This window comes from Streptomyces sp. NPDC056948 (genome assembly GCF_042674225.1).
Taxonomy (GTDB): Bacteria; Actinomycetota; Actinomycetes; order Streptomycetales; family Streptomycetaceae; genus Streptomyces; species Streptomyces purpurascens.
Genome location: NZ_JBHUQX010000021.1, coordinates 17,274 through 40,355, shown reverse-complemented (window position 1 = coordinate 40,355; position 23,082 = coordinate 17,274). Strand labels below are relative to the sequence as shown.

The window sequence follows — 23,082 nt, the reverse complement described above, 5'->3', positions numbered from 1 at the left end:
CAGCCCGCGAGCCAGTCCGCGACCTCCTGGTCGGCGGCCTGCGCGTCGCTCAGATGCGGCCGGTTGGAGTTCGCCGACCCGGCACCGGCACCGGAGTTCTTGTACTCGGCGAACCGGTCGTCCTTCCACGAGAAGCCGCTCATGTCGGTCCACGGCGTGGACTTGACCGCGGCACTGAGGCTGGTGTTGCGGACCGTGGTCTGCGGGTCGAGCGAGGCGTCCCCGCCCGCGTGCCAGGGCCGGCCGAGGTAGAAGCTGCCGTTCGACACATCGCCGTTCACCGTGGAGCTGGCGATCAGGATGCCCTTGCGGTTGGCGGCCGTGCTGGGGGCCGTGACGTAACCGGCCGAGGTGCCGTCCCAGCGCTTCTTCAGCGTGATGACGGACTTGTCGACGACGGCCGTGGCCCGCCCGAAGATGAAGTCGACGTTGCCGACGACGTAGGAATTGCTGACGTAGACGCGCCCGAGCCGGTCCTTGGCGGCGGTGTCGACGAGCAGCGTGTCCTGGTCGCCGCTGACGATGATCCCGTCCAGGAACACCTTGTCGGCGGCGGTCCGCAGGGCGACGGCCTGATGCCCGCTGAGGCTCTGGTTGGCCTTCTCGTCGAAGTCGTTGGAGATGGTCAGGTTCCGGGCCTGGAAGTCGTCGGCCTCGACGGCGACGGTGGCGCTGCCGCCGGTGCCGTACGTACCGCCGCCGGGCTTGGGCGTACCGGCCGCGTTGTTGTAGACGATGGTCGTGTCCTTGCGGCTGCCGCCGGTGCCCTGGATGGTGACGTGCGGCTTGTTGGACGGCACCTTGACGAGTTCCCGGTACATCCCCGGCTTCACGGCGATGATCACGCGGGCGGGGTTGTTCGCCGGTACGGCGTTCACGGCGGCCTGCACGGTCCTGTACTGACCGCTGCCGTCGGCGGCGACGGTGAGGGTGGTCGCGGTGGCGGCCTTGGTGGAGGCGGCCGTCGTACCGATGCCGGAACGGGGCCCGACACCGGACCTGAGGATGGACGGAAGATCAGCGGCCTGGTCGAGGGTGTACGGGTAATAGGCCTTCGGATCGAAGGCACTTCCGCCGCTCTCGTTCCTTCCACTGGTCCCGGAGAAGACGCTGCCCCGCTGCACGATCGCGGCGCCGCTGTCCTTGATGACGGGGTTCTTGATGCCCTGGAAGTAGGAGTTCTCCAGGACCATCTTCGTCGCGCCGCGCGAGTAGTTGCCGTACGACGACTTGATGTCGGTGCCGGCGGCGTCCTCGAGGAAGTTGTTGTAGAGGTGGGCGTGGGCGGCGTTGTCGGTGGAGGGGTTGCGCTGCTCGGTCTCGCGGATCCAGTTGTGGTGGATCGTGATGTCGGTCTTGACGTTCTCGGTCCAGCCGATGCCGAAGGTCTTGTTGTTGTCGCTCAGCTTGTTCCAGGAGACGGTGACGTTCGTCGAGTCCTTGCGGACGTCGATGAGCCCGTCGGCCATGTGCCGCAGATCGTTGTGATCGATCCACACATGGTGGGCGCCGTCCATCTGGACGGCGTCGAAGTCATGGTCCTTGTCGTTCCACACGCCCTGGTACGCGTCCCGGATGGTCAGATTCCGGATGATCACGTTGTGCACGCCGGACCCGAGGAAGAACCCACCGCCGACGATGTGCCCGGAGGTCCCCTGGCCCACGATGGTCTTGTCGGACCGCACCTTGATCTCTTTGCCGACCGGGTTCATGGCGATGGTCCCGGCGACGACGATGACGTACGGCTCGGCGGCGGCGGCGTACTTCTCCAGCTCGGCCTGCGTCTTGACGGTGACGGTCTTGCCGTCCCGCCCGCCGTACGTCCCGTTCTGCCCGAGGGAGTTGACGGAGGCGAAACCGTCGGCTGTGTCGGCGGTCCACGCCGGGGCGGCGGCGGAGGCCTCCCGGCCGGTGCCGCCGAGGACGCCGAGGTCGGTGCCGTAGGCGAGGGTGCCGGCGGCGGTCAGGGCCAGGGGGACCGTGACGGCCAGGGCTGTGCGGGTTCTGCGGTGACGGTGACGGGCCTTGCTGCGCGGCTCACTCATACGGCGATCCGTTCCGTGTGGGGGAATGACCGCTGATCAGTCGCCGCCCCACACGGAAAGGTTGCCGCCCTGGCCGATGAGCCTTACTCGGTGCAGGACTTGGGGTCGAGCTTCTCCTCGACCTTGTCCTCACGGCCGTCGGGCTGGCCGCTGGGGAGGAGCTTGTCGGAGACGCCGTCGATGTAGTACCCGTGCGAGTAGATGGTCTGATAACCCCGGTCCCGCCAGCTGTGCGCGGTCCGCTCCCCGTCCCCCTTGTCCCACTGGTAGTCCTCGACCTGGAAGACGGGGTTCACGCGCACCACGCGCTGATACGGCGTCCAGGTCACGGCGACCTGCCGGCACGGCGGAATGCTCTTCTCGCTCCGGGTCTCGAACTTGGACTCCTTCTCCCAGCCCCACTCGTAGCCGGCACTGCCGCCCACGCTCCCGCTGAAGATGCTCTTGGCGAGGGAGAGACTGATGGTGCCGCCGACGCTCTTCTTCGCGAACGTCTTGGTGCTGTAGCTGCTGACGAAGGTCTCCTTGTCGTCGGCGGAGCCCCTGTTGCCGATCCAGCGGGACGTCCGGACGGTGTCGCCCTTGATGGACCAGGTCGAGGCCTCGGCGTACCCGCACCAGCCGCGGAACAGCTCCCACGGCCCGGCGGGCTTCCACAGCCCGAAGACGTCCCGCAGATACTCGTCCTGGGTCTTGAACTCACCGGTGTCGACGTTGAGGGCGCCGTAGACGCCCGTCAGGCTCGTCTCCTGACCGCACAGCCGCTCGATCATCCGGTCGGTGTCACCGGGGTCGACACCCCGGATGTTGGTCGCCCCGGCGGGCCCGGCGGAGGCGGTCCCCGCGCCGGCCAGCAGACCGGTGATGGCGAGGGTGGTGGAAGCGGCAACAAGGCCGCATTTCTTGAGAGTTGACTTACGAATGAGACGCATGGGGGTCGCTCACTCCTGCTTGTCGTTCTGTGACGGCAGTGAAGATGTCAGAACGAGTGCAGGTGTTTGCGGTACTGGCGGGTACGACAGGACATTGACAGCTTGCTGGTTGTCATGTCCCGCTTTATCGGGCGCTGGTGTCGCCGCCACGGCTGACCGCGACCCGCAACACATCTCCCAGAGACTCCACGGCCCTTGTCAGCGCGAAACGCACGGCACGCTCACCGGCCTTGGCGTCCTCGAGTACGGCCTTCGCGCCCACGAGTACCTGCTCGGCGGAGGCGAGTTGAGCGGCCTCGATGTCATCGGCGAGCTGCGAGAGGTGGCTGTGGGGGTCGTCGGTGGACAGATAACAGGCCTTGCCGTCGGCGCCGGTCCAGGGGAGCAGCCTCATACGTAGACCTCCAGCTCGCGGAGGTACGGCCGCACCAACGGGGTGTCCATGACGAGGGGCTCCGCGTAGGGGCGGCGTCGAGGGGGTTCGGGGGGAGGCGGCGGCAGCCGATCGGGTGTGGCTCGGTGGCGCCCTTGGGCGGGGAGGAGGAGTCGTACGAGGGTCAGGAGCAGTGACTCGCAGAGTTCGGCGGCGCGCAGGCGTAGATGCATGGGGGTCCCCTTCGGGAGGCAGGCAGGGTGTTTGACGAGCGGTGATTACCGTTCGTGCCTCGATGGTTACGGCTCGCCCGTACGCTGCGGAAGGGGTCAGGTGTTGCCTGACGCTCCAGGCAACGGTGAGGGGTGACGTGGGCGAAGTGGTTGACGGGGAGCGGGAGTCGGGGCGGGGGGTTCTTGGCAGGACGCTGAAGTTCTTGCGGGAGCAGGCGGCGAAATCGCTGGGCCAGTTGGCCGATGACACCGGGTACGACAAGAGCTACTTGAGCCGCCTGGAGAAGGGAGAACGGCTCTCCAAGCGGGCGGTCATGGAGGACCTGGACAGCTACTACGGATCCGCTGACCTGCTGGTGACCCTCTGGAGGATGGCGCAGCTCGACGCCTTCAAGGACAAGTACAAGAGGTACATGGAGCTGGAAGCGACAGCCCGGATCCTCCGCGTGTACACGCCGGACGTGCCTGGACTGTTGCAGACAGAGGACTTCGCCCGTGAGGTGTTGTCTGGGCCCCAGACAACGGCAGGCAACAGCGATGACGTCGAAGAACAGGTGGCCGCGCGCTTGGGGCGGCAGCTTCTGCTGCGCAAGAACCCGGCACCCAATGCCCGATTCATCATCGACGAGCCCGCATTCCGCCGTCCCTCAGCCAACGCAGAGATCTGGAATTGCCAGTTGCTGCACATCGAGGCGGTAGCCCAGTGGCCCAACGTCGCCGTGCAGGTACTGCCGTTCTCCGCTGGGGTACATCCCCTCATGGGGAAGGGGTCTCTGACCCTGCTCTGGCAGGAGGACGGAAGCGCCGCGGCCTACACAGAAGGAGACAGCAGCGGTCTGCTGACGGATGATCCGGAGGCTGTCCTGCGCCACCGTTTGTCCTACGATCTGCTGCGGGATCTGGCGCTGTCCCCGTCGGACTCGCTGACGTTCATCCGGGACGTACTGGAGGAGCACAGATCATGAAGCCCACCTGGCGCAAGTCGAGCTACAGCGACGGGGGAGCCAACAACTGTGTCGAGGTCGCCGGCAACTGCCCCGGCACAGTCCCTGTCCGAGACAGCAAGCGGTCGGACGGTCCCGTGCTCGTGTTCAGGTCGGGCTCTTGGGCGTCGTTCCTCACGTACGTCAAGAAGTAACTGTCGGGGCCGCCCGCTTCTTTGGCAGTGTCGTGCTTCCACGGCCTGCATCAAGGGCGCTTCGCGTCGCCTTCGGCGATCGGCCTGCGGCCGACCCTTGACCCAGGCCGCTCCAGCACGGGAGAGAAGCGAGCGAGCGGCCCGGAAAGGCGGGTGGCCGAGCGGCGTCTGCGATCGGCGGCCCGTTGCCTCGCTGACCGGCGTTGACGTGCGCGCTCGCGCCTCGCATGGACGCCGGGTGGGCTTAGCGGCGATCGGTGAGTGGGTGGGTGGGCGCTGGGAGGAAGCTTGAGGCAATGAGTGGAGCGTTTCGGACCACTGGGGAGTGCATCGGCGCTGGCAGGCAGAGCCAGCCGTGGCGCAAACGCTCCACTTCCTCGCGCTGCCCATGCCGAGCGGCCGGCTAAAGGAGAAGCCCGCCCCGGCCAGAGGCCCGGGCCCGCTTCTTGCCACCACCCCACACACCGCAAGCCGCTGAGACCACCCGGCGTGCCGCCTCCCGCCCGATGCGCCCTACCTCGCCGAGCGGCCAGCCAGCCGACCGAAGGGGCGTCTGCCCTGGCCACCCGCCTTTCCGGGCCGCTCGCTCGCTTCTCACTCGTGCTGGAGCGGGCCGAGTCAAGGGTGGCCCGGAGGGCCATCGCCGAAGGCGACGCGGAGCGCCCTTTACTCGGCTCGTGGAAGCACGACACTGGCAAGAAGCGGGCGGCCCCGACAGTTTCATTCGATGTGCTGTAGCCGACCCACCCCCGACCTCAGGGCGAGGGCAGGTCCTCTGGTGGGGGCACAGCCGCCCCCGGCAGTCGTACCGTCGCCACCGTGCCGCCGCCCTCCGCGTGGGACAGGGATACCTCGCCGCCCGCCTGTTGGACCGTGCGGGCCACGATCGACAGGCCCAGGCCCGAGCCCGGCAGTGCTCGTGCACTCGGGGAGCGCCAGAAGCGGTCGAAGACGTGGGGGAGTTCGTCGGCGGGGATGCCCGGGCCGTGGTCGCGGACCGTGAGCGTGCCTGAGGTGAGGCGTACCTCGATCGTGCCGGCCTCCGGGCTGAACTTCACCGCGTTGTCGAGGATGTTGACCACCGCCCGTTCCAGCGCTGAGGGTTCCGCTCGGACGAACCAGGGCTGGACGTCCGCCGTGATCGTCAGCTCCGGGCCACGCAGCCGGGCACGGCGCAGCGCCGACTCGACGGTGTCCTGCCAGGCCACGATCTGGGTACGCCCCGAGTGCTGGCCCGTGTCCGGGCGGGACAGTTCCTGTAGGTCGCCGATGAGTGCCGCCAGTTCCGTCATCTGTGCCTTCACCGAGGCCAGGAGCGCCTTGCGGTCCGCCTCCGGGATCGGGCGGCCCGTTTCCTCGCTGCGGGTGAGGAGTTCGATGTTGGTGCGCAATGAGGTGAGCGGTGTGCGCAGCTCGTGGCCTGCGTCTGCGATCAGTTGTTGCTGGAGTTCGCGGGAGCTGGCCAGGGCTGATGTCATCGAGTTGAAGGAGCGGGACAGGCGAGCCACCTCGTCGTCGCTCGCGTCGTCGACCGGGATACGGACGTCCAGGTCCTCCGTGCGGGCCACGTGCTCGACCGCTTCCGTGAGTTTGTCGACCGGGCGGAGACCCGCCCGGGCGACCGTGAGGCCGGCCGCTCCCGCGCCGAACACCCCTACGCCCGAGACCAGCAACAGAATCAGCGCCAGTTCGTTGAGCGTGGACTCCGTTCCCTTGAGCGGGACGGCGATGACCAGCGCGTAGTCGGCGGCCACGCCCTGCTGGAACGGGCCGTCCTTCACGACCACCGCAGTGGTCAGCACACGCACCGAATTGCCGTCGCTGTCCTTGCCGTTGCGCAGTACGGCCGTCCTGGGATCGGGATTCTTGGCCACGTCCTTGTCGCCGCTCGTCACGTTCACCAGGGGCATGAGGCTGCTGAAGCGGCAGACCTTGCCGTCGGTCCTGACCACCTGCGCATAGGTCTGCGGCCGCGGCGCCCCGCCGAGCGTGTTCGACGGGTTCTGGGGACACGTCTTGGTCAGCGCGTCGAACTCGTCCGCCTGCATCGTCCGGAACGACGACCGCAGGTCATCGTCCACCTGGTCGTACAACTTCCCCTGCACGATGAACCAGCACGTCACCGACACCGCCGCCACCGCGAACGCCACCGCCGCCGCCACCAGCAGCGCCAGTCGGGACCGGATCGGCAGGGAACGGAACCGGCGTACGACCTTGTTCACTCCGCGCCGCCCGGCCGCAGTACGTATCCGACACCCCGCACCGTGTGGACGAGGCGCGGTTCGCCGCCCGCCTCGGTCTTGCGGCGCAGGTACATGACGTAGACGTCGAGGGAGTTGGACGACGGCTCGAAGTCGAAGCCCCAGACCGCCTTCAGGATCTGCTCCCGCGTGAGGACCTGGCGCGGGTGTGCCATGAACATCTCCAGCAGCGTGAACTCCGTGCGGGTCAGCTCCACCTGGCGTCCGGCCCGGGTGACCTCGCGCGTCGCGAGGTCCATGCGCAGATCGGCGAAGGTGAGCGCGTCCTCGTCGGCCGGGTCGCCCGCGCCCACGGCCGCCGCGTAGGAGCTGCGGCGCAGCAGGGCGCGGATGCGGGCGAAGAGTTCGTCCAGTTCGAAGGGCTTGACCAGGTAGTCGTCGGCGCCCGCGTCGAGGCCCGTGACCCGGTCACCGACGGTGTCGCGGGCCGTGAGCATCAGGATGGGCGTGGTGTCGCCGGTGGCGCGGATGCGGCGCGCGGCGGTCAGGCCGTCCATGCGGGGCATCTGGATGTCGAGGACGACCAGATCGGGCCGGTACGCCTCGGCCTTCACCAGCGCGTCCGCGCCGTCTACGGCGACCTCGGTCCCGTACCCCTCGAAGGCGAGACTGCGCTGAAGTGCTTCGCGTACCGCCGGCTCGTCGTCGACGATCAGGATGCGCTGGGGGTCACGGTCGCCGTCTGCGGGGCTCATGGGCTCGGGGTCCTCGGGTGTGAAGGGGAGGGGCGGGGCTGGGTGGTCTGACGTTCTCAGCCTCGCACGAGCGCGGGCACGGGCGGTGTGGGAGAAGACATCAGGCCCGTGCGGTGCGGCGTCGGGCGGTCGCGGCCCGGCCCGCTCGCCGGGCGGAGGCGTTCGCCACCTCGGGCGCACGCGCCGCGCCCGTCGGCGCGTGCAGTTCGTACGCCACCGCCAGGGCCAGCCCGACCCCTCCCGGATCGCCGCCGGACTCCGTGTGCGCAACCTGCTGGATCATCGCCGTACTCCTCGGGAACTCATTCGGTGGAACCGGCCCGCAGCGTGGCGAGGTCGGCCTTGACGGTGTTGATCGGGATCGCGAAGCCCAGGCCCACGCTGCCCGCCGCCGCGGAGGAGGACGCGCCCGCCGCCGAGTACATCGCGGAGTTGATCCCGATGATGTTGCCGTTCATGTCGATCAGCGCGCCGCCGGAGTTGCCCGGGTTGAGGGACGCGTCGGTCTGGAGCGCCTTGTACGTCGTCGTGTCCGAGCCGGTGTCGCCGTTGAACTCCCGGCCGCCGAACTCGAACGGCCACTCGCCGCCCTGCCCCTGCCCCTGCCCCTGCCCTTGCCCTTGCCCCTGCTCCTGGCCCTGGCTCTCGTCCGTGGAGACCGTGACGTCCCGGTCGAGGGCGGAGATGATGCCGCTGGTGACGGTGCCGGTCAGGCCCTCGGGGGAGCCGATCGCGACGACCTGGTCGCCGACCCCCACCCCGGCCGAGTCGCCGAGCGTGGCGGTCTTCAGGCCGGAGGCGTTCTCCAGCTTGATCAGCGCCAGGTCCTTCTTGCTGTCGGTGCCGACCACCTTGGCGGTGTAGGACTTGCCGTCGTTGGTCGTCACCTTGATCTGCGAGGCGCCGGCGACGACGTGGTTGTTGGTGATGATCTCGCCGTCGCCCGTGATGATCACGCCGGAGCCGGTGGAGGACCCGGCGTTGGAGTCGGCGCTGATCTCGACGATGCTCGGGCTGACCGCCTTGGCGACCCCGGAGACCGTGCCCTTCTGGCTGGACGGCACCACATTGGTGCTGGTGGAGCTGGAGGCGACGGTGTCGTTGCCGGTCAGCTCCTGGATGCCGTAGGCGGTGCCGCCGCCTATCGCCGCGGCGACGATCGCCACGGCGGCGAGCAGGGCGACGGGGCCACGGCGGCGCTTCTTGGGAGCGGGTGCCGGGGCGTACGCCGGCGGAGGCGGCCACTCGGGGTTCACCGGGGCCTGCTGCTGACCCTCGTAAGGGTTCGGGTACTCGCCACTGCGGTGGAAGCTCTCGGTCATGGAACTGAGCTTGTCGCCCGACCATGAGAGCTACCTGAGGGCTCCCTGAGAAGCCCGACAGAACCTCGTATGCCCGATATAAAGACGCCCTGCCGCCGGGGCGCCGGAGGCTACGCGCAGCCGCAGGACCGCCGTGTCACCAACCTGGACGGGAACACCTTCAGCCGCTCCCGCCGCGCCCCCGCGACCCGCAGGCCGTCGTCGAGGACGAGGTCCACCGCCGCGCGGGCCATCGCCGAACGGTCGGAGGCGATCGTCGTCATGGGCGGGTCGGTGAGCGCCGCTTCCTTGATGTCGTCGAACCCGGCCACCGCCAGCTCGCCGGGGACGTCGATCCGCAGTTCGCGCGCCGCCCGCAGCAGGCCGATCGCCTGGTCGTCGGTGGAGCAGAAGATCGCGGGCGGGCGCTGGGGGCCGGAAAGGATCTTCAGGGCGGCCTGGTAGGCGTCGTAGCGGTTGTAGAGGGCCTCGAAGAGGCGGCCCTCCGTGGAGATGCCGGCCTCGTCCATCGCGCGCCGCCAGCCCTCGACGTGGTCGGAGACCGGGTCGCCGACCGCGGGGGTCTCCGCTATGCCGCCCATACAGGCCACGTACTCGTAGCCGTGCTCGAGGAGGTGGCGTACGGCGAGCTGGGCGCCGCCCAGGTCGTCCGTGACGACGGCGACGTCGTCTATGGCCTCGGGCCGCTCGTGCAGCAGCACCACCCGGGCGTCCCAGGCCTCGATCTCGGCCGCTGCCAGGTCGTTGAGCGCGTGGCTGACGAGGATGAGCCCCGAGACGCGCATGCCCAGGAAGGCCCGCAGATAGTGGACCTCGCGCTCGCCGATGTAGTCGGAGTTCCCGACGAGCACCATCTTTCCGCGCTCGGACGCGGCCTGTTCGACCGCGTGCGCCATCTCCCCGAAGAAGGGCTGGCGCGCGTCCGGCACGATCAGGCCTATGAGATCCGTACGCCGGGACGCCATGGCCTGGGCCACGCGGTCGGGCCGGTACCCCAGTTCCTTGATCGCGGCGAGTACACGCTCGCGCGTGGCCGGGGCGACCGGCCGGGGTCCGTTGTTGATGACATAGCTGACCACGGCAGTGGAAGTCCCTGCCAGCCGCGCCACATCATCCCGAGTCACCTTGGCCACGCGCGGAGTCTACGCGGATATACCGGCTCTGGGCAGGGCGTAAAGGAGGTTCCGTACGATATACCGATCGCCGTCCGGAGACGCCTCGCGGAAAGCGATGCCCAGGTGGGCACCGCAATACGCCTCTTTACGCCTTCGCGCGGGTCTCGACGGCATCCAGGGTGGCCGACTTGTCCGCGATTTCCTGCTTTGCCTTGGCCGCCTTCGCCTTCGCTTCCTCGGCGGCGCGCTCCACCTTCTCCGGCGTAACGAATCGATAACCGACGTTCCGGACGGTGCCGATCAGCGACTCGTGCTCCGGCCCGAGCTTGGCGCGCAGCCGTCGTACGTGCACGTCGACCGTGCGCGTACCGCCGAAGTAGTCGTAGCCCCACACCTCCTGCAGGAGCTGGGCGCGGGTGAAGACGCGGCCAGGGTGCTGGGCGAGGTACTTCAGGAGCTCGAACTCCTTGAAGGTGAGGTCGAGGACCCGGCCCTTGAGCTTGGCGGAGTACGTCGCCTCGTCGACCGACAGGTCGCCGTTGCGGATCTCCATCGGGGAGTCGTCGCTGACGATCTGCTGCCGTCCCATGGACAGCCGCAGCCGGGCCTCGACCTCCGCCGGGCCGGCGGTGTCGAGCAGGACGTCGTCGATGCCCCAGTCCGCGGTGACGGCGGCGAGGCCGCCCTCCGTGACGACGAGGATCAATGGACAGCCGGGTCCGGTCGACCGCAGCAGCTGGCACAGGCTGCGGACCTGTGGCAGGTCGCGCCTGCCGTCGACGAGGATGACATCGGCACCCGGGGTGTCGACGAGGGCGGGGCCCTCCGCGGGGGCCACTCGCACGTTGTGCAGGAGCAGGCCGAGGGCGGGGAGCACCTCCGTCGACGGCTGGAGGGCGTTGGTCAGGAGCAGCAGAGAACTCATATGTCTGGTTCCTCCTCGGTCCCTGCGAGGACGTCTGTTGGTTCAGCACAGCTCTGCGATCCCGGGGCCCCGTACACCTGCGGTTTCCCGCTTCGTATACAACGCTTCCGAAAGCACAAAAGGACCCGGGGGCAACGCTGCCCGAGTCCTCTGTCCAGCAGAATAGCCCACATGAGCTCTGGTCGGGCAGGTCATGTGGCGCGTTCCACCGTTCGTCCGAACTCCGAGACGACCGCCAGAACGCGTGTGCGGACTCCGACGCGGACCTTTCTGCGCACTTCCGACGGCGTGACGATCGACGCCGTATACGACCCGGGTACCGCTGTATACGACGCCTCCGGGACGCTTTCCGCTCATCCCGTGTTCGTCGTCGCCCACGGCTTCACCGGTGCTGTGGACCGGCCGCACGTGCGGCGGGTGGCTGAGGCGTTCGCCCGGTACGGGGCCGTCGTCACCTTCTCCTTCCGGGGCCACGGGGCGTCCGGCGGACGGTCCACGGTCGGGGACCGGGAGGTGCTCGACCTGGCGGTGGCCGTGGAGTGGGCCCGGGAACTCGGGCACGCGCGCGTGGCGACGGTGGGGTTCTCCATGGGCGGGTCGGTGGTGCTGCGGCACGCGGCCTTGTACGAGGCGGGCACGGACGCGGTGGTGTCCGTCAGCGCGCCCGCACGCTGGTACTACCGGGGGACGGCGCCCATGCGCCGGCTGCACTGGCTGGTGACGCGGCCCGAGGGGCGGGCGGTGAGCCGGTACGGCTTCGGTACGCGCATCCACCACCGGGACTGGGACCCGGTCCCCCTCTCCCCGGCGGAGGCGGCGGCGAGGATCGCGCCCACACCCCTGCTGATCGTGCACGGCGACGCCGACGGCTACTTCCCGCTCGACCATCCCCGCATGCTGGCCGCGGCCGCCGGTGACCAGGGCGAACTGTGGCTGGAGCCGGGCATGGGGCATGCCGAGCACGCGGCGGGCGACGCGTTGCTGGCGCGCATCGGGGACTGGGCCGTCGGCCGGGCGGGCTAGCCTGACGGAGTTCACCGACGAGCGATTGAGGAAGCAGATGCCAAAGGTCACGGTGCGCTACTGGGCCGCCGCCAAGGCCGCGGCCGGGATGGCCGAGGAGCCGTACGAGGCGGTCACGCTCGCCGAGGCGCTCGCCGGGGTGCGCGAGCGACACCCCGGCGAACTCGAGCGTGTCCTGCTGCGATGCTCGTTCCTCGTCGACGGTGACCCCGTGGGCACCCGCGGACATGAGACGGTACGGCTGGCCGACGGCGGCACGGTCGAGGTGCTCCCGCCGTTCGCAGGAGGATGACGATGAGCAACCAGCCGCATGAGGGCTACGACCCTTACGGGCAGCAGCCGCAGGCGTGGCCCGGGCAGCAGCCGTACGACGATCCCTACGCCGCTCAGCAGTACCCGCAGCACACGCAGCAGTGGCAGGGACAGACCTGGGAGACGCAGACGCACCAACCGGTCTCCGCGCCGGTGACAGGGGCGGACACGGCGTATCTGACCCCGCAGGGGTACGCGGCTCCGGCCGCCGACGCTCCCGCCGCTGCTCCCGATTCCGACTACGGCCCCGCCACCGTCGGCGGGAACCAGCGCGTCACGGACGCGCAGCGCGCGCGGGCGGAGGGGCGGTCGCCGATCATCGAGCCGGGGATGCAGCCGGCCGCGCTGACGGCACTGCTCGGGCTGTTGCTGGCGGGCGCCGCGGCCGTCGGCACGTACGCGCTCCTGGTTCCTCTCGTCGCCCTCCAGGCCGTCACCGCCGCGGGCTGGTTCCGGCTGAACGGGATGTGGCCGGCGCGGCAGGGCATCGCGCTGGGCTTCGCGGGGGCGCTGGCCGCGGACGCGGCGCTGCTGGTGTCGGACCGCTCGCCGTCGGCGATCCTGGGCACGCTCGGCGTCTGGGTCCTGCTCTCCCTCGTCCTGCAACTGCGCTCGCACGCCGACCCGGACGAGCGGATGTACGGCCTGATGGCGACGGTCGCGGCGGCGGCGCTGGCGATCATCGCGGGCGGCTATCTCGCGGCCGACGCGGACGCGGTGACGGTCGGTGCGATCGCGGTGGCCGTGGCGGTCCTGGCGCGCGCCCTGCCGCTGCCGACGCCGGCATCCGTGGTGGTGGCGCTGCTCGCGGCGGCGGGCGCGGGCGTCGCGGCCGGCGCGTTGACGGGCCTCGGCACGCCGGGCGCCCTGCTGGGAGCGGGCGCGGGCGCCTGCGCCCTGATCGGCCACCGGGTCGCGAGCTACGACTACCCGTCCCGCTTCGTCCACTTCACAGCGGGCGTGGCCCTGCCCCTGTCGGCAGCGGCCCCGGCGGTGTACGTCCTGGGCCGGGCCCTGGCCTAGCGCACAGTCCGCTGAGCTGCGGGCATGCGTGCCGCTAAGGGCGGCACGGGTGGGCGCAGCGGCACCCCGTTCCGCCGGGCTGCGGACCCACCCGGCGCCGGCACCTGCCTGTCACAGATGATCGAAAAATCCCGGGCGCCCACATCCCACGGAGTTACCCTCACGCTTGGACGGCCACCCGGTCGTCAGGGACCGGACCGCCGTCCAACCGCCGAGGTGGGGGAAACACCGTATGCGCGCACTGCGAATACTGCTGATCGTCGTCGTGATCCTGGGCGGACTCTTCGTGATCGCCGACCGCCTCGCGGTGAAATTCGCCGAGGACGAGGCCGCCGACCGTCTGAAGACGACGGAGAACCTCTCGGCGACCCCCGACGTGTCCATCAAGGGCTTCCCGTTCCTCACCCAGGTCGCCGGCGGTTCCCTGGACGACATCGAGATCGGCATCCAGGACTACGAGGCCGCCGCGGGCAACGGCAGCCAGAAGATCCGCATCGACGACCTCAAGGCCGACATGCAGGGCGTCGAGTTCTCCGGCGACTACAGCTCCGCCACCGCCACCAGCGCCACCGGCACCGCGACCATCGCCTACGACGAACTGCTGAAGACCGCGAAGTCCGAACCGACCCAGGTCGCCCCGGGCGTCACCGCCAACGTCATCGGACTCTCCGACGGCGGCAACGGCAAGATCAAGGTCGCCGTCGAGGCCACCGTCCTCGGCACCAAGCTGCCCGAGCCGGTCTCCGTGCTCAGCACGGTGACGGTGGTCGACGGCGAAGTGCGGGTGAAGGCCGACGGCCTGCCCAAGTTCGGCGGCGTCGAGCTCGCCGAGTCCCGCGTCCGGGCCATCACCGACTTCCAGCAGAAGATCGACGGCCTGCCCGGCGGCATCGAGCTGGACAAGGTCCAGGCGGCGCCGAACGGCGTGGAGATCACGGTGAAGGGTTCCAACGTCCGACTGGCCGGGTAGGCAAGGCGCGAGGCGGCGCCGACCAGGGCTGTCCGGTGGGCGAGACGGCGGAGTCCGCAGCGTAGTTGTGACGGCGAATACAGGCGGGCCGGAACCGTGCGGGAGGCGCACGGACAGGTCGCTGATCCCATATGGCGGATCTTTGCGTCTCAATATGCGACACACCGGTGACACGCGCACCCTGCCGTCCCTACGATCGACAGCATGAAGCGACAGGCGGATCTCACGAAGCGGCGGGCAGTAGACCTGTGCCGCGTCGCCGCCATGCTCTGTCGCACCTTCTGAGCGACCGCGTCGGCCTGCGTCGACGCGCGCATCCCCGCCGCCCTGGATCAAGGGCACCCGTGCGCCGCCCTCGTCATGGGCGCGCGTCCGTGCACACCTCGCACGCCCCGCCGTAACTGCCCCGGAGGAGAAAGAGCATGAGCCGCAGCGACGTCCTGGTAGGCGCCGACTGGCTTCAGGAGCACCTGGACGACCCGACCATCGCGATCGTCGAGGTGGACGAGGACACGTCCGCGTACGAGAAGAACCACATCAAGAACGCGATCCGCATCGACTGGACCAAGGACCTCCAGGACCCCGTGCGCCGTGACTTCGTCACGCAGGAGGGCTTCGAGAAGCTCCTGTCGGACAAGGGCATCGGCAACGACCACACGGTGGTCCTGTACGGCGGCAACAACAACTGGTTCGCCTCGTACGCGTACTGGTACTTCAAGCTGTACGGCCACGACAACGTCAAGCTCCTCGACGGCGGCCGCAAGAAGTGGGAGCTCGACGCCCGCGAGCTCGTCGCCGGCGACGAGGTGCCCGAGCGCGCGAAGACGGACTACAAGGCCAAGGCCCAGAACACGTCCATCCGCGCCTTCCGCGACGACGTCGTGGCGGCCATCGGTTCGCAGAACCTGGTCGACGTGCGCTCGCCCGACGAGTTCTCCGGCAAGCTGCTCGCCCCGGCCCACCTGCCGCAGGAGCAGTCCCAGCGCCCCGGCCACGTGCCGAGCGCCCGGAACATCCCGTGGTCCAAGAACGCCAACGACGACGGCACCTTCAAGTCGGACGACGAGCTCAAGGAGCTCTACGCCGAGGAGAGCGTCGACCTGGCCAAGGACACCATCGCCTACTGCCGCATCGGTGAGCGCTCCGCGCTGACCTGGTTCGTGCTGCACGAGCTGCTCGGTGTGGAGAACGTCAAGAACTACGACGGCTCCTGGACCGAGTACGGCTCCCTGGTGGGCGTGCCGATCGAGCTCGGCGCCAACAAGTAGAGAACCCGACCGACCTTTCCAGACCTCTTCAGGAGTACGACATGTGTGGTGCGAAGGCCGGCGGCCCCGACGCCTCGACGATCAAGCCCGGTGAGACCACGATCCAGGGTCAGGTGACCAAGGACGGCGAGCCCGTGGTGGGCTACGTCCGTCTGCTGGACTCGACCGGCGAGTTCACGGCCGAGGTGCCGACCTCGGCGACCGGACAGTTCCGCTTCTACGCGGCCGAGGGCACCTGGACCGTTCGTGCCCTCGTGCCCGGCGCCACCGCCGACCGCACGGTCGTCGCCCAGCAGGGCGGACTGGCGGAGGTCGCGATCGCCGTCTGACGGCGACAGGTCCTCGAGGGCCGCACCTCCTGGGTTGGACGCCTGGGGTGCGGCCCTTCGGGCTGCCCGGATCTACGCTGGACATATGTACGCACGACGGCGGCGCACGTACTTCGCGATGATGGGCGGCTGCATCGCCCTCTTCGTCCTGGCCTGGGGCGTCGTACGCCTCTGGTCCATCCCCGTGGCCGTCGGCATGTGCGTCGTGGCCATGGTCATCCCGCCCGTCGCCGCGATGGTCGCGAACCGCCGGGGCCCCGACGACCGCTGGTGGGACGACCCGTCCGGGGACCCCCAGTCCGACGAGTGGTGGGACGAGCTGGACGGCAAGAAGCGCCGGTAGAAGCCCCGCGGTCCCGCGCGCCCCGGCAGCGGCTCAGTAGACGAGCGCCTGCGTCTCGTCCGCCATGGCCTCCTGGACGAAGACCTGCGCGCCCGCGATGCGGACACCCTCGAGGACGTCCTTCTCCGTGATCTCGCGGCGGGCCGCGCACTGCGTGCACAGCGTGATGCGGCCGGCCGCGAGGATCGAGTCGAGCAGGTCGGGCAGCGGGGCCGCGTGCGGGAGGTCGAAGTCGGCGGCGCGGCCGGGCAGGGCGTACCAGGCGGACTCACCGGTCAGCCACAGGGAGACCTCGACGCCGCTGGCGACGGCGACCGCCGCCACTGTGAACGCCTGCGAGCACCGCTCGGGGGCGTCGGCCCCCGCCGTCACCTTGATCACCAGCTTCTTCGCCATAGCCGGAACCCTAGTCCGGAATCGAAGTGCCGAAGGCGCCCGCGTAAGCTGGCCTCGGCCCTGTGCACCCATTCGCACCCGCTCAAGGAGCACCCCGTGGAGCTTTTCTTCGAAATCCTGTTGGTCCTGGTCGCCGTGGGCGTCCTGGCCTTCGCCGGACTGACCGTGAAGAAGCTGTACCAGGGCCAGCGCTGACCCCCGTCTAGGAAGTTCCCATGATCGAGATCCCGTCCGACCTTCACAAGGACCTCGTCCCGCTCGCCTTCCTGCTCGGAAACTGGGCGGGTGCCGGTGTGCACGACTTCCCCGGCTCCGAGAAGTGCAACTTCGGGCAGGAGGTCACCTTCACCCACGACGGCCGGGACTTCCTGGAGTACCACTCCCACTCCTGGGTGCTCGACCAGGACGGCAACAAGGTCCGGCCCCTGGAGTCCGAGCACGGCTTCTGGCGCATCGACGCGGGCCGCAAGGTCGAGGCGACGATGACCCGCGACGACGGCGTCATCGAGATCTGGTACGGCGAGCTGGCCGACCAGAAGCCCCAGATCGACCTGGTCACCGACGCCGTGGCCCGCACGGCCGCCTCCCAGCCGTACACCGGCGGCAAGCGGCTCTACGGCTACGTCAAGAGCGACCTGATGTGGGTCGGCGAGAAGCAGACCCCCGAGGTCGAGCTGCGCCCCTACATGTCCGCCCATCTGAAGAAGGTCGTCACCCCGGAAGAGGTCGAGCGCTGGGCCAAGGCCCTCCCCGACGACATGCCGGACGACGGCATCGCCTTCTTCAAGTAGTTCTAGACTCGAGGTGTGGTGAGCACCGACTGGAAGAGCGATCTGCGGCAGCGCGGCTACCGGCTGACCCCGCAGCGGCAACTCGTGCTCGAAGCCGTGGACACTCTGGAGCACGCGACCCCCGACGACATCCTCGTGGAAGTGAGGAAAACGGCGTCGGGGGTCAACGTCTCCACCGTCTACCGGACCCTGGAGCTCCTGGAGGAGCTCGGGCTGGTCAGCCACGCCCATCTGGGACACGGGGCGCCGACGTACCACCTCGCGGACCGGCACCACCACCTCCACCTGGTCTGCCGTGACTGCCAGAACGTCATCGAGGCGGACGTCTCCGTGGCCGCCGAGTTCACCGACAAGCTGCGGCAGACGTTCGGCTTCGACACCGACATGAAGCACTTCGCGATCTTCGGCCGATGCCAGGACTGCGCGCTCAAGGCGTCAACTACCGAGTCGTAGGCTTACGTATATGAAGAGCCCCCTGCTGACCCTGCCCGGCGCCGTCCCCGCCGAGGGCGTGGACGAAGGCGTCGCCGCCCACTACGGCGACCTGTTCCGCGAGCAGCGTGCCCTCGCCGACGGCACCGGTTTCGTGGACCTCTCCCACCGCGGGGTCGTCGCCGTCACCGGCGAGGACCGGCTGGCCTGGCTGCACCTGCTGCTCACCCAGCACATGAGCGACCTCCCCGTGGGCCGGGCCACCGAGGCGCTGATCCTCTCCGCGAACGGCCACATCGAGCACGCCCTGTATCTCGTCGACGACGGCGAGACGGTCTGGGCCCATGTGGAGCCGGGCACCCAGGAGGCGCTGATCGCGTACCTGGAGTCGATGAAGTTCTTCTACAAGGTCGAGGTCGCCGACCGCACGGCCGACACCGCGGTGCTGCATCTGCCGGCCGGCTCCATCGCCGAGGTGCCGCAGGGCGTCGCCGTACGCGAGACGCCGCACGGCCGGGACCTGTTCCTGCCGCGCGCCGACCTGGAGGCGTACGCCGGGCAGGCCGGGCCGCCGGCCGGGATCCTGGCCTACGAGGCGCTGCGCGTGGAGCAGCACCGGCCCCGGCTCGGTTTCGAGACGGACCACCGCACCATCCCGCACGAGCTGGGCTGGATCGGTTCGGCGGTGCATCTGCAGAAGGGCTGCTACCGGGGGCAGGAGACGGTCGCCCGCGTGCAGAACCTGGGCAAGCCGCCGCGCCGGCTGGTCTTCCTGCACCTGGACGGCAGCGAGGTCCACCTGCCGGTGGCCGGCACCGAGGTCCGGCTGGCGGACGACGGCCCCGACGGCCGGAAGATCGGCTTCATCACGACCTCCGTACGCCACCACGAACTCGGGCCGGTCGCCCTCGCGCTGGTGAAGCGGAACGTGGCCGTGGACGCCCGGCTGGTGGCCGGGGACACGGCCGCGGCCCAGGAAGTCGTCGTCGCGCCGTAAGTCTTGTGCCCTTAGGACTTGTAGACCTTTCGGGTCAGATTTCGATCTGCACGGTGAACGGGCCGTCGTTCGTCAGTGATACGCGCATCGCCGCCCCGAAACGGCCCGTGGCCACCGTCGCGCCCAGTGAGCGCAGCCGGGCGACCACCTCGTCGACGAGGGGCTCGGCGACATCGCCCGGGGCGGCGGCGTTCCAGGTGGGGCGGCGGCCCTTGCGGGCGTCGCCGTAGAGGGTGAACTGGCTGATCACCAGGAGCGGGGCGTCGATGTCGCTGCACGACTTCTCGTCGTGCAGCATGCGGATCGACCACAGTTTGCGGGCGAGCTGGGCCGCCTTCTCCTTGGTGTCCTCCTGCGTGACGCCGACGAGGACGCACAGCCCCTCGCCCTCGATCGCGCCCACGGTCTCGCCGTCCACGACGACGCTCGCGCCGTCCACCCTCTGCACCACTGCTCGCATACGTCCATCATGCAGGGCGGTGAACGTCACGCCGCGGGTGGTGCGCACATGGCACGAACGGGTGGTTTGCGCCGGGCGCCAACGGGCCGCGCACGGCCGTATTTTGCTGCTTAACCGCCCATCTGGGGTCTATCGGGGGCACTCGTTCCCATAGTGGCCACTTGGGGTGGCACGATGCATGCACACACCGGTCGAGGGGACGGTTGAGGCACATGAGCACATCAAGCACCGGGCAGCAGTCGGGGGCTGTCTGGTCGACGTACACGGGGATCGGGGCGACGGAGTACCACCGGCCGCCCACACAGCGCACGGACAGCCCGCGGCTGCCCTCGGACGCTCCCGAGCCCGATCGGACCGCGCTGAGCCTGACCGAGCTGCGCACACTGCGCCGCGAGGCCCAGCGCGACGAGGCCGACCTCAGCTACGTGCGGCGGCTGCTGCAGGGGCGGATCGACATCCTGCGCGCGGAGTTGGCACGGCGTGCACCGGCGGACGTGGCCGCCGTCGCCGCACCCGCGGAGACGTCCGTCGTCGAGCGGCTGGGGGAGATCCTGCGGGACGCCCCGGCCCGGCACCGCTCCTCCGCCCGCCACGTGACCCTGGGCACCCCGCAGGGCGAGGAGTCCCGGCGGCTGGCCGCGGAGATGCTCGGCGAGGTCGAGCTGTCCGACCTGGGCGCGCGCACGGACCTGGAGCTGAACACGGCGATGGGACGGCTCGTGCGCTACGAGCAGCAGGTCTCCCGGCGGCGCCAGCGGCTCCAGCGCTCGGCCGACGAGTGCAGCACGGAGATCGCCCGCCGGTACCGCGAAGGGGAGGCGCAGGTCGACGACCTGCTGGTCTGAGGCGCTGCGGACAGGGGGAGGGCCGGCGCGCGGAAATCCGCGCGACACCGACCGGCCCTCCGCCTAGCGTGAGCCCATGACCCGCGACGCCGACATCGACATACGCGCCATCGCCGAAGCCGAACACGCCGAGTGGCTGCGTGCCGTGCACACCGGCTTCCTGCGCGGGCCCGTCGTCTCCGCGGAGGAGATCGAGGGCCGTCGCCGGAACTTCGTCCCGGGGCGCTTCCTCGGCGCCTTCGACGGCGGCCGGTGCGTGGCGACGTTCCGCTCCTTCGACCAGGAGCTCACGGTCGTGGGCGGGGCGGCCGTCCCGGCCGACGCCGTCACGGGTGTCACCGTCACCGCCACCCACCGCCGCCGCGGGCTGCTCAGCCGGATGATGGCGCGCGACCTGGCGGCCGCGAAGGACCGCGGGGCCGTCGTCGCGACGCTGATCGCCGCCGAGTACCCGATCTACGGCCGGTACGGCTTCGGGCCGGCGACCTGGATGGCCGAGTGGACGGTCGATGTGCCGCGCGCCGGCCTCGACGCCCGCTGGGCGGGCCCGGCGGACGGCGGCCGGATCGACCTGGTGGACAGCGACGACGTCCGCAAGCTCGGCCCCGAACTGCACGAGCGGCTGCGCCGTACCCAGCCCGGCGTCATCGACCGCGACGAGCTGTGGTGGAAGCTGAACACCGGCGCCGTACGGTTCGACCCGGCCTGGAAGATGCCCTTCTTCGCCGTGTACCGCTCGGCGTCCGGCGAGGTCGAGGGCATGGCCGCGTACGACGTGGACGACCACTGGGGCGAGGCCAAGCAGCCGTTGAACACGGCGACCGTGAGATGGCTGATCGGGGCGACACCGGCCGCGGAGCGCGCCCTGTGGCAGTACCTCTGCTCCATCGACTGGGTCGTGAAGGTGAAGAGCGGCTGGCGGGCGCCCGACGACCTGCTCCCGCACTTCCTGCCGGATCCTCGGGCGGCCAGGATCACCTCGCTGGCGGACTTCATGTGGGTGCGGATCCTGGACGTCGTACGGGCGCTGGAGGCGCGGACGTACGAGGGGGAGGGGACGCTGGTGCTGGAGGTCGCCGGTGTGGACGGTCTGACCGGCGGTCGGTACCGGCTGGAGGCCTCGGCCGAGGGTGCGTCCTGTAAGCCGACCACCGAGAGCGCGGAACTCACCCTGGAGCTTGGCGAGTTGGGTGCGCTGTGGCTGGGCGACGAGTCGGCGGTGCGGCTGGCGGCGCTGGGGCGGGTGCGGGAAGAACGAGCGGGCGCCGCCCGGAAGGCCGACGCCCTGCTGCGTACGTCCAGGCGGCCTTGGTGCCCGGACATGTTCTGAGCCGCTCCCTTCTGCCGACGTACAGGGACCCGCATCCGTAGCGAGCTGTTCGGTTGTGGTTGTTGTGCGGTGGTGCTCACCGACCGGGCTCCCGGCTCCCCTCCGGAAGGGAGGCCCGTAGGTGGAGGGTGGATGGCCAACCCCTTGAAGGTCTGACCATGTCGCATAAGTTGGCTACCAACTTCTCTGTACTTATAGCCGCTTGGAAGCGTCTCATAACCACCCAGCACTGAACTGCCGGAAGATGGCGGGAAGTTGTACTGTTTGGTTGTGGACCCGGAACACACCTCCGTCAATGGACGGAAGAGGTCGCAACGGCCACAGAGAACACATCAAGAGGTGGCCGACGAACTGCGCGCCCGGATCAGGTCAGGAGCGCTGCGGTCCGGTGAGCGGATGCCGACGCAGGCGCAGCTTGCCGACGAGTTCGGCGTCGAGCGCGGTGCCGTACGCCAGGCGCTGCGCATCCTGCAGTCCGAACAACTGCTCACCAACGTGTCCAAGGGAAGTCCGGCGACCGTCGCCTCCGACCTCGCCAGGGCGCTGACCGGTCCGCAAGCCCCGCCGCTGCCCACGACGGTGGGTCTCGCGCCCCGGATCGCGACGGCGTTCGCGGCGGAGCACGTCGAGATCGACGCCGTGTGCCTGACCGCCATCTCCCTCACGCTGGCGATCGGCGAACCCCTGCGGCAGATCCACGCCGGACGGCTGAAACCGGCCAAGGTCGACGTCCGGGTCCTGCTGCCGAGCCGGGACATCGACCTCGCCTTCCCGGTGCCGGTCGAGGGACGCGGCGACGACTGGGTGCACGAGCGGTGGCTGGCGATGCGCAACGCCCAGGGGCAGGTCCTCCAGCACAATCTGCTGGCCCTGCGTGCCACGCACGGCATCGACGTGCGCGTCACGTTCCGGGCGCTGCCCTTCACCCCGCCGGTGAAGCTGTACCTGCTCAACGGCTCGGAGGCGCTGTTCGCGTACTACACGCTGACGCGCCGGGAGGCCGAGATCGACCACGAGCAGATGGAGATGTACGACGCGCGGGGCACCCAGTCGATGCTGTTCTCCTTCCCGCAGGGGCCCGGGCTGCGCGACACGACCTTCGTCGAGCAGTCGCACCTCTGGTTCAACGCACTGTGGGAGACGATCAGTTCGGAGCTGGTGCTCACGAGCTGATGTCTCCCACGGGGTGTTCCGGTGTCGCGCGGTGACTCACAAGGTGGTCCTCAGCACCAGCAGCGCGAGCACGACGGCTCCCGTGGAGCTGACCGCCGAGTTGTTGGCCTTGAGGCCCACGGTGAGAAGGAGCAGGCCGACGATGCCGGCCGGGCCGTACCTCCACTGGACGAACTGCTCGAAGGCGACGACGAAAGCGGCGGAGAGGAGAGCGAGGGCGGGCATTGGTCTTCCCCCTTCGGAAGTTCGGAAGCAAAACTTCCGCCAACTCAAGTAAGTTGGCAACCAACTCTGATTAAGTTGTCCCCACTTGGCCCCTACTCATAAACAACTTTCAAACAACTCCCGCCA

At 69.5% G+C, this 23,082-nt stretch carries 29 protein-coding genes; 16 read left to right on the top strand and 13 right to left on the bottom strand.

Translation table 11 applies throughout. From position 1 onward, the window contains the following. From ACFTZL_RS04895 to ACFTZL_RS04880, 4 genes are all read right to left on the bottom strand, one after another. A partial coding sequence (locus ACFTZL_RS04895; protein WP_382578328.1) for a pectinesterase family protein occupies window positions 1-2,045 on the bottom strand: 2,045 nt, incomplete at its 3' end. An 83-nt stretch (window positions 2,046-2,128) separates the two neighbouring features. Then, on the bottom strand, window positions 2,129-2,977 hold the full coding sequence (locus tag ACFTZL_RS04890) for a hypothetical protein (RefSeq protein ID WP_382578326.1): 849 nt from the start codon (window positions 2,975-2,977) through the stop codon (window positions 2,129-2,131). A gap of 124 nt (window positions 2,978-3,101) precedes the next feature. Beyond that, window positions 3,102-3,371, bottom strand: coding sequence for a hypothetical protein (locus ACFTZL_RS04885; protein WP_382578323.1), 270 nt, complete (start codon window positions 3,369-3,371; stop codon window positions 3,102-3,104). Further along, on the bottom strand, window positions 3,368-3,583 hold the full coding sequence (locus ACFTZL_RS04880) for a hypothetical protein (RefSeq protein ID WP_382578320.1): 216 nt from the start codon (window positions 3,581-3,583) through the stop codon (window positions 3,368-3,370). Before ACFTZL_RS04880 ends, ACFTZL_RS04885 begins: the two co-directional genes overlap by 4 nt. A gap of 137 nt (window positions 3,584-3,720) precedes the next feature. Between ACFTZL_RS04880 and ACFTZL_RS04875 the strand changes: the two genes are divergently transcribed. Next, entirely contained in the window at window positions 3,721-4,548 is an 828-nt protein-coding gene (locus ACFTZL_RS04875; protein WP_382578318.1) for a helix-turn-helix domain-containing protein, read from the top strand. Beyond that, window positions 4,545-4,721, top strand: coding sequence for a DUF397 domain-containing protein (locus tag ACFTZL_RS04870; RefSeq protein WP_382578316.1), 177 nt, complete (start codon window positions 4,545-4,547; stop codon window positions 4,719-4,721). Before ACFTZL_RS04875 ends, ACFTZL_RS04870 begins: the two co-directional genes overlap by 4 nt. A 755-nt stretch (window positions 4,722-5,476) precedes the next feature. Here ACFTZL_RS04870 and ACFTZL_RS04865 read toward each other — a convergent pair. The 6 genes from ACFTZL_RS04865 to ACFTZL_RS04840 all read right to left on the bottom strand — a co-directional run bounded on the left by ACFTZL_RS04865 (window position 5,477) and on the right by ACFTZL_RS04840 (window position 11,039). Then, window positions 5,477-6,943 carry a sensor histidine kinase gene (locus tag ACFTZL_RS04865; RefSeq protein WP_382578313.1) on the bottom strand — a complete coding sequence of 489 codons (1,467 nt, stop codon included), beginning with the start codon at window positions 6,941-6,943 and terminating at the stop codon, window positions 5,477-5,479. Further along, on the bottom strand, window positions 6,940-7,677 hold the full coding sequence (locus tag ACFTZL_RS04860; RefSeq protein ID WP_215120560.1) for a response regulator transcription factor: 738 nt from the start codon (window positions 7,675-7,677) through the stop codon (window positions 6,940-6,942). Before ACFTZL_RS04860 ends, ACFTZL_RS04865 begins: the two co-directional genes overlap by 4 nt. A 100-nt stretch (window positions 7,678-7,777) precedes the next feature. Next, the gene (locus tag ACFTZL_RS04855) at window positions 7,778-7,960 is read right to left on the bottom strand and encodes a hypothetical protein (protein WP_382578310.1); all 183 of its coding nucleotides are present in this window, start codon (window positions 7,958-7,960) and stop codon (window positions 7,778-7,780) included. A gap of 19 nt (window positions 7,961-7,979) precedes the next feature. Then, on the bottom strand, window positions 7,980-8,999 hold the full coding sequence (locus ACFTZL_RS04850) for a S1C family serine protease (protein ID WP_382578308.1): 1,020 nt from the start codon (window positions 8,997-8,999) through the stop codon (window positions 7,980-7,982). 110 nt (window positions 9,000-9,109) lie between these two features. After that, window positions 9,110-10,132: a LacI family DNA-binding transcriptional regulator gene (locus ACFTZL_RS04845; protein ID WP_382578306.1), complete on the bottom strand. Its 1,023-nt coding sequence runs from the start codon at window positions 10,130-10,132 to the stop codon at window positions 9,110-9,112. 127 nt (window positions 10,133-10,259) lie between these two features. Then, window positions 10,260-11,039, bottom strand: coding sequence for a winged-helix domain-containing protein (locus ACFTZL_RS04840; RefSeq protein WP_382578304.1), 780 nt, complete (start codon window positions 11,037-11,039; stop codon window positions 10,260-10,262). Between the two features lie 171 nt (window positions 11,040-11,210). On the opposite strand from ACFTZL_RS04840, the gene ACFTZL_RS04835 reads away from it, so the two are divergent. The 8 genes from ACFTZL_RS04835 to ACFTZL_RS04800 all read left to right on the top strand — a co-directional run bounded on the left by ACFTZL_RS04835 (window position 11,211) and on the right by ACFTZL_RS04800 (window position 16,307). Next, window positions 11,211-12,062: an alpha/beta hydrolase gene (locus ACFTZL_RS04835; protein ID WP_382578302.1), complete on the top strand. Its 852-nt coding sequence runs from the start codon at window positions 11,211-11,213 to the stop codon at window positions 12,060-12,062. A 37-nt stretch (window positions 12,063-12,099) separates the two neighbouring features. Continuing rightward, window positions 12,100-12,354, top strand: a complete 255-nt coding sequence (locus tag ACFTZL_RS04830; protein WP_382578299.1) for a MoaD/ThiS family protein — start codon at window positions 12,100-12,102, stop codon at window positions 12,352-12,354. A 2-nt stretch (window positions 12,355-12,356) separates the two neighbouring features. After that, entirely contained in the window at window positions 12,357-13,397 is a 1,041-nt protein-coding gene (locus ACFTZL_RS04825; RefSeq protein WP_382578296.1) for a hypothetical protein, read from the top strand. Window positions 13,398-13,629: 232 nt separating this feature from the next. After that, window positions 13,630-14,367: a DUF2993 domain-containing protein gene (locus ACFTZL_RS04820; protein WP_382578293.1), complete on the top strand. Its 738-nt coding sequence runs from the start codon at window positions 13,630-13,632 to the stop codon at window positions 14,365-14,367. A gap of 204 nt (window positions 14,368-14,571) precedes the next feature. After that, the gene (locus tag ACFTZL_RS04815; RefSeq protein WP_350310325.1) at window positions 14,572-14,652 is read left to right on the top strand and encodes a putative leader peptide; all 81 of its coding nucleotides are present in this window, start codon (window positions 14,572-14,574) and stop codon (window positions 14,650-14,652) included. Between the two features lie 137 nt (window positions 14,653-14,789). Further along, a complete protein-coding gene (locus ACFTZL_RS04810) occupies window positions 14,790-15,635 on the top strand; it encodes a sulfurtransferase (RefSeq protein WP_382578290.1) in 846 nt (281 codons plus the stop codon). A gap of 41 nt (window positions 15,636-15,676) precedes the next feature. Continuing rightward, window positions 15,677-15,964, top strand: coding sequence for a DUF1416 domain-containing protein (locus ACFTZL_RS04805; RefSeq protein ID WP_003991226.1), 288 nt, complete (start codon window positions 15,677-15,679; stop codon window positions 15,962-15,964). A gap of 85 nt (window positions 15,965-16,049) precedes the next feature. Then, window positions 16,050-16,307 (top strand): DUF3099 domain-containing protein, encoded by a 258-nt coding sequence (locus ACFTZL_RS04800; protein WP_382578288.1) that lies wholly within the window; start codon window positions 16,050-16,052, stop codon window positions 16,305-16,307. Window positions 16,308-16,340: 33 nt separating this feature from the next. Here ACFTZL_RS04800 and ACFTZL_RS04795 read toward each other — a convergent pair whose 3' ends face one another. Then, complete coding sequence (locus ACFTZL_RS04795) at window positions 16,341-16,703, bottom strand: DsrE family protein (RefSeq protein WP_382578285.1); 363 nt, start codon at window positions 16,701-16,703, stop codon at window positions 16,341-16,343. Between the two features lie 215 nt (window positions 16,704-16,918). Here ACFTZL_RS04795 and ACFTZL_RS04790 point away from each other — a divergent pair, with 215 nt between their 5' ends. From ACFTZL_RS04790 to ACFTZL_RS04780, 3 genes are read left to right on the top strand one after another with little or no spacing between them, the layout of a single operon-like run. Beyond that, complete coding sequence (locus tag ACFTZL_RS04790) at window positions 16,919-17,494, top strand: FABP family protein (protein WP_382578282.1); 576 nt, start codon at window positions 16,919-16,921, stop codon at window positions 17,492-17,494. Window positions 17,495-17,509: 15 nt separating this feature from the next. Beyond that, window positions 17,510-17,947 carry a Fur family transcriptional regulator gene (locus ACFTZL_RS04785; protein WP_382578280.1) on the top strand — a complete coding sequence of 146 codons (438 nt, stop codon included), beginning with the start codon at window positions 17,510-17,512 and terminating at the stop codon, window positions 17,945-17,947. A 10-nt stretch (window positions 17,948-17,957) separates the two neighbouring features. Beyond that, window positions 17,958-18,923: a YgfZ/GcvT domain-containing protein gene (locus ACFTZL_RS04780; RefSeq protein WP_382578277.1), complete on the top strand. Its 966-nt coding sequence runs from the start codon at window positions 17,958-17,960 to the stop codon at window positions 18,921-18,923. Window positions 18,924-18,957: 34 nt separating this feature from the next. On the opposite strand, the gene dtd is transcribed toward ACFTZL_RS04780, so the two are convergent. Further along, the gene (gene dtd / locus ACFTZL_RS04775; protein WP_382578276.1) at window positions 18,958-19,383 is read right to left on the bottom strand and encodes a D-aminoacyl-tRNA deacylase; all 426 of its coding nucleotides are present in this window, start codon (window positions 19,381-19,383) and stop codon (window positions 18,958-18,960) included. A 212-nt stretch (window positions 19,384-19,595) separates the two neighbouring features. Between dtd and ACFTZL_RS04770 the strand changes: the two genes are divergently transcribed. From ACFTZL_RS04770 to ACFTZL_RS04760, 3 genes are all read left to right on the top strand, one after another. Further along, window positions 19,596-20,228, top strand: coding sequence for an aerial mycelium formation protein (locus ACFTZL_RS04770; RefSeq protein ID WP_382578273.1), 633 nt, complete (start codon window positions 19,596-19,598; stop codon window positions 20,226-20,228). A 76-nt stretch (window positions 20,229-20,304) separates the two neighbouring features. After that, window positions 20,305-21,558 (top strand): GNAT family N-acetyltransferase, encoded by a 1,254-nt coding sequence (locus tag ACFTZL_RS04765; protein ID WP_382578270.1) that lies wholly within the window; start codon window positions 20,305-20,307, stop codon window positions 21,556-21,558. A gap of 264 nt (window positions 21,559-21,822) precedes the next feature. Continuing rightward, window positions 21,823-22,731, top strand: coding sequence for a FadR/GntR family transcriptional regulator (locus ACFTZL_RS04760; protein ID WP_382578268.1), 909 nt, complete (start codon window positions 21,823-21,825; stop codon window positions 22,729-22,731). A 36-nt stretch (window positions 22,732-22,767) separates the two neighbouring features. Here ACFTZL_RS04760 and ACFTZL_RS04755 read toward each other — a convergent pair whose 3' ends face one another. Further along, window positions 22,768-22,956 carry a hypothetical protein gene (locus ACFTZL_RS04755; RefSeq protein WP_184599320.1) on the bottom strand — a complete coding sequence of 63 codons (189 nt, stop codon included), beginning with the start codon at window positions 22,954-22,956 and terminating at the stop codon, window positions 22,768-22,770. Window positions 22,957-23,082: the final 126 nt, after the last annotated feature.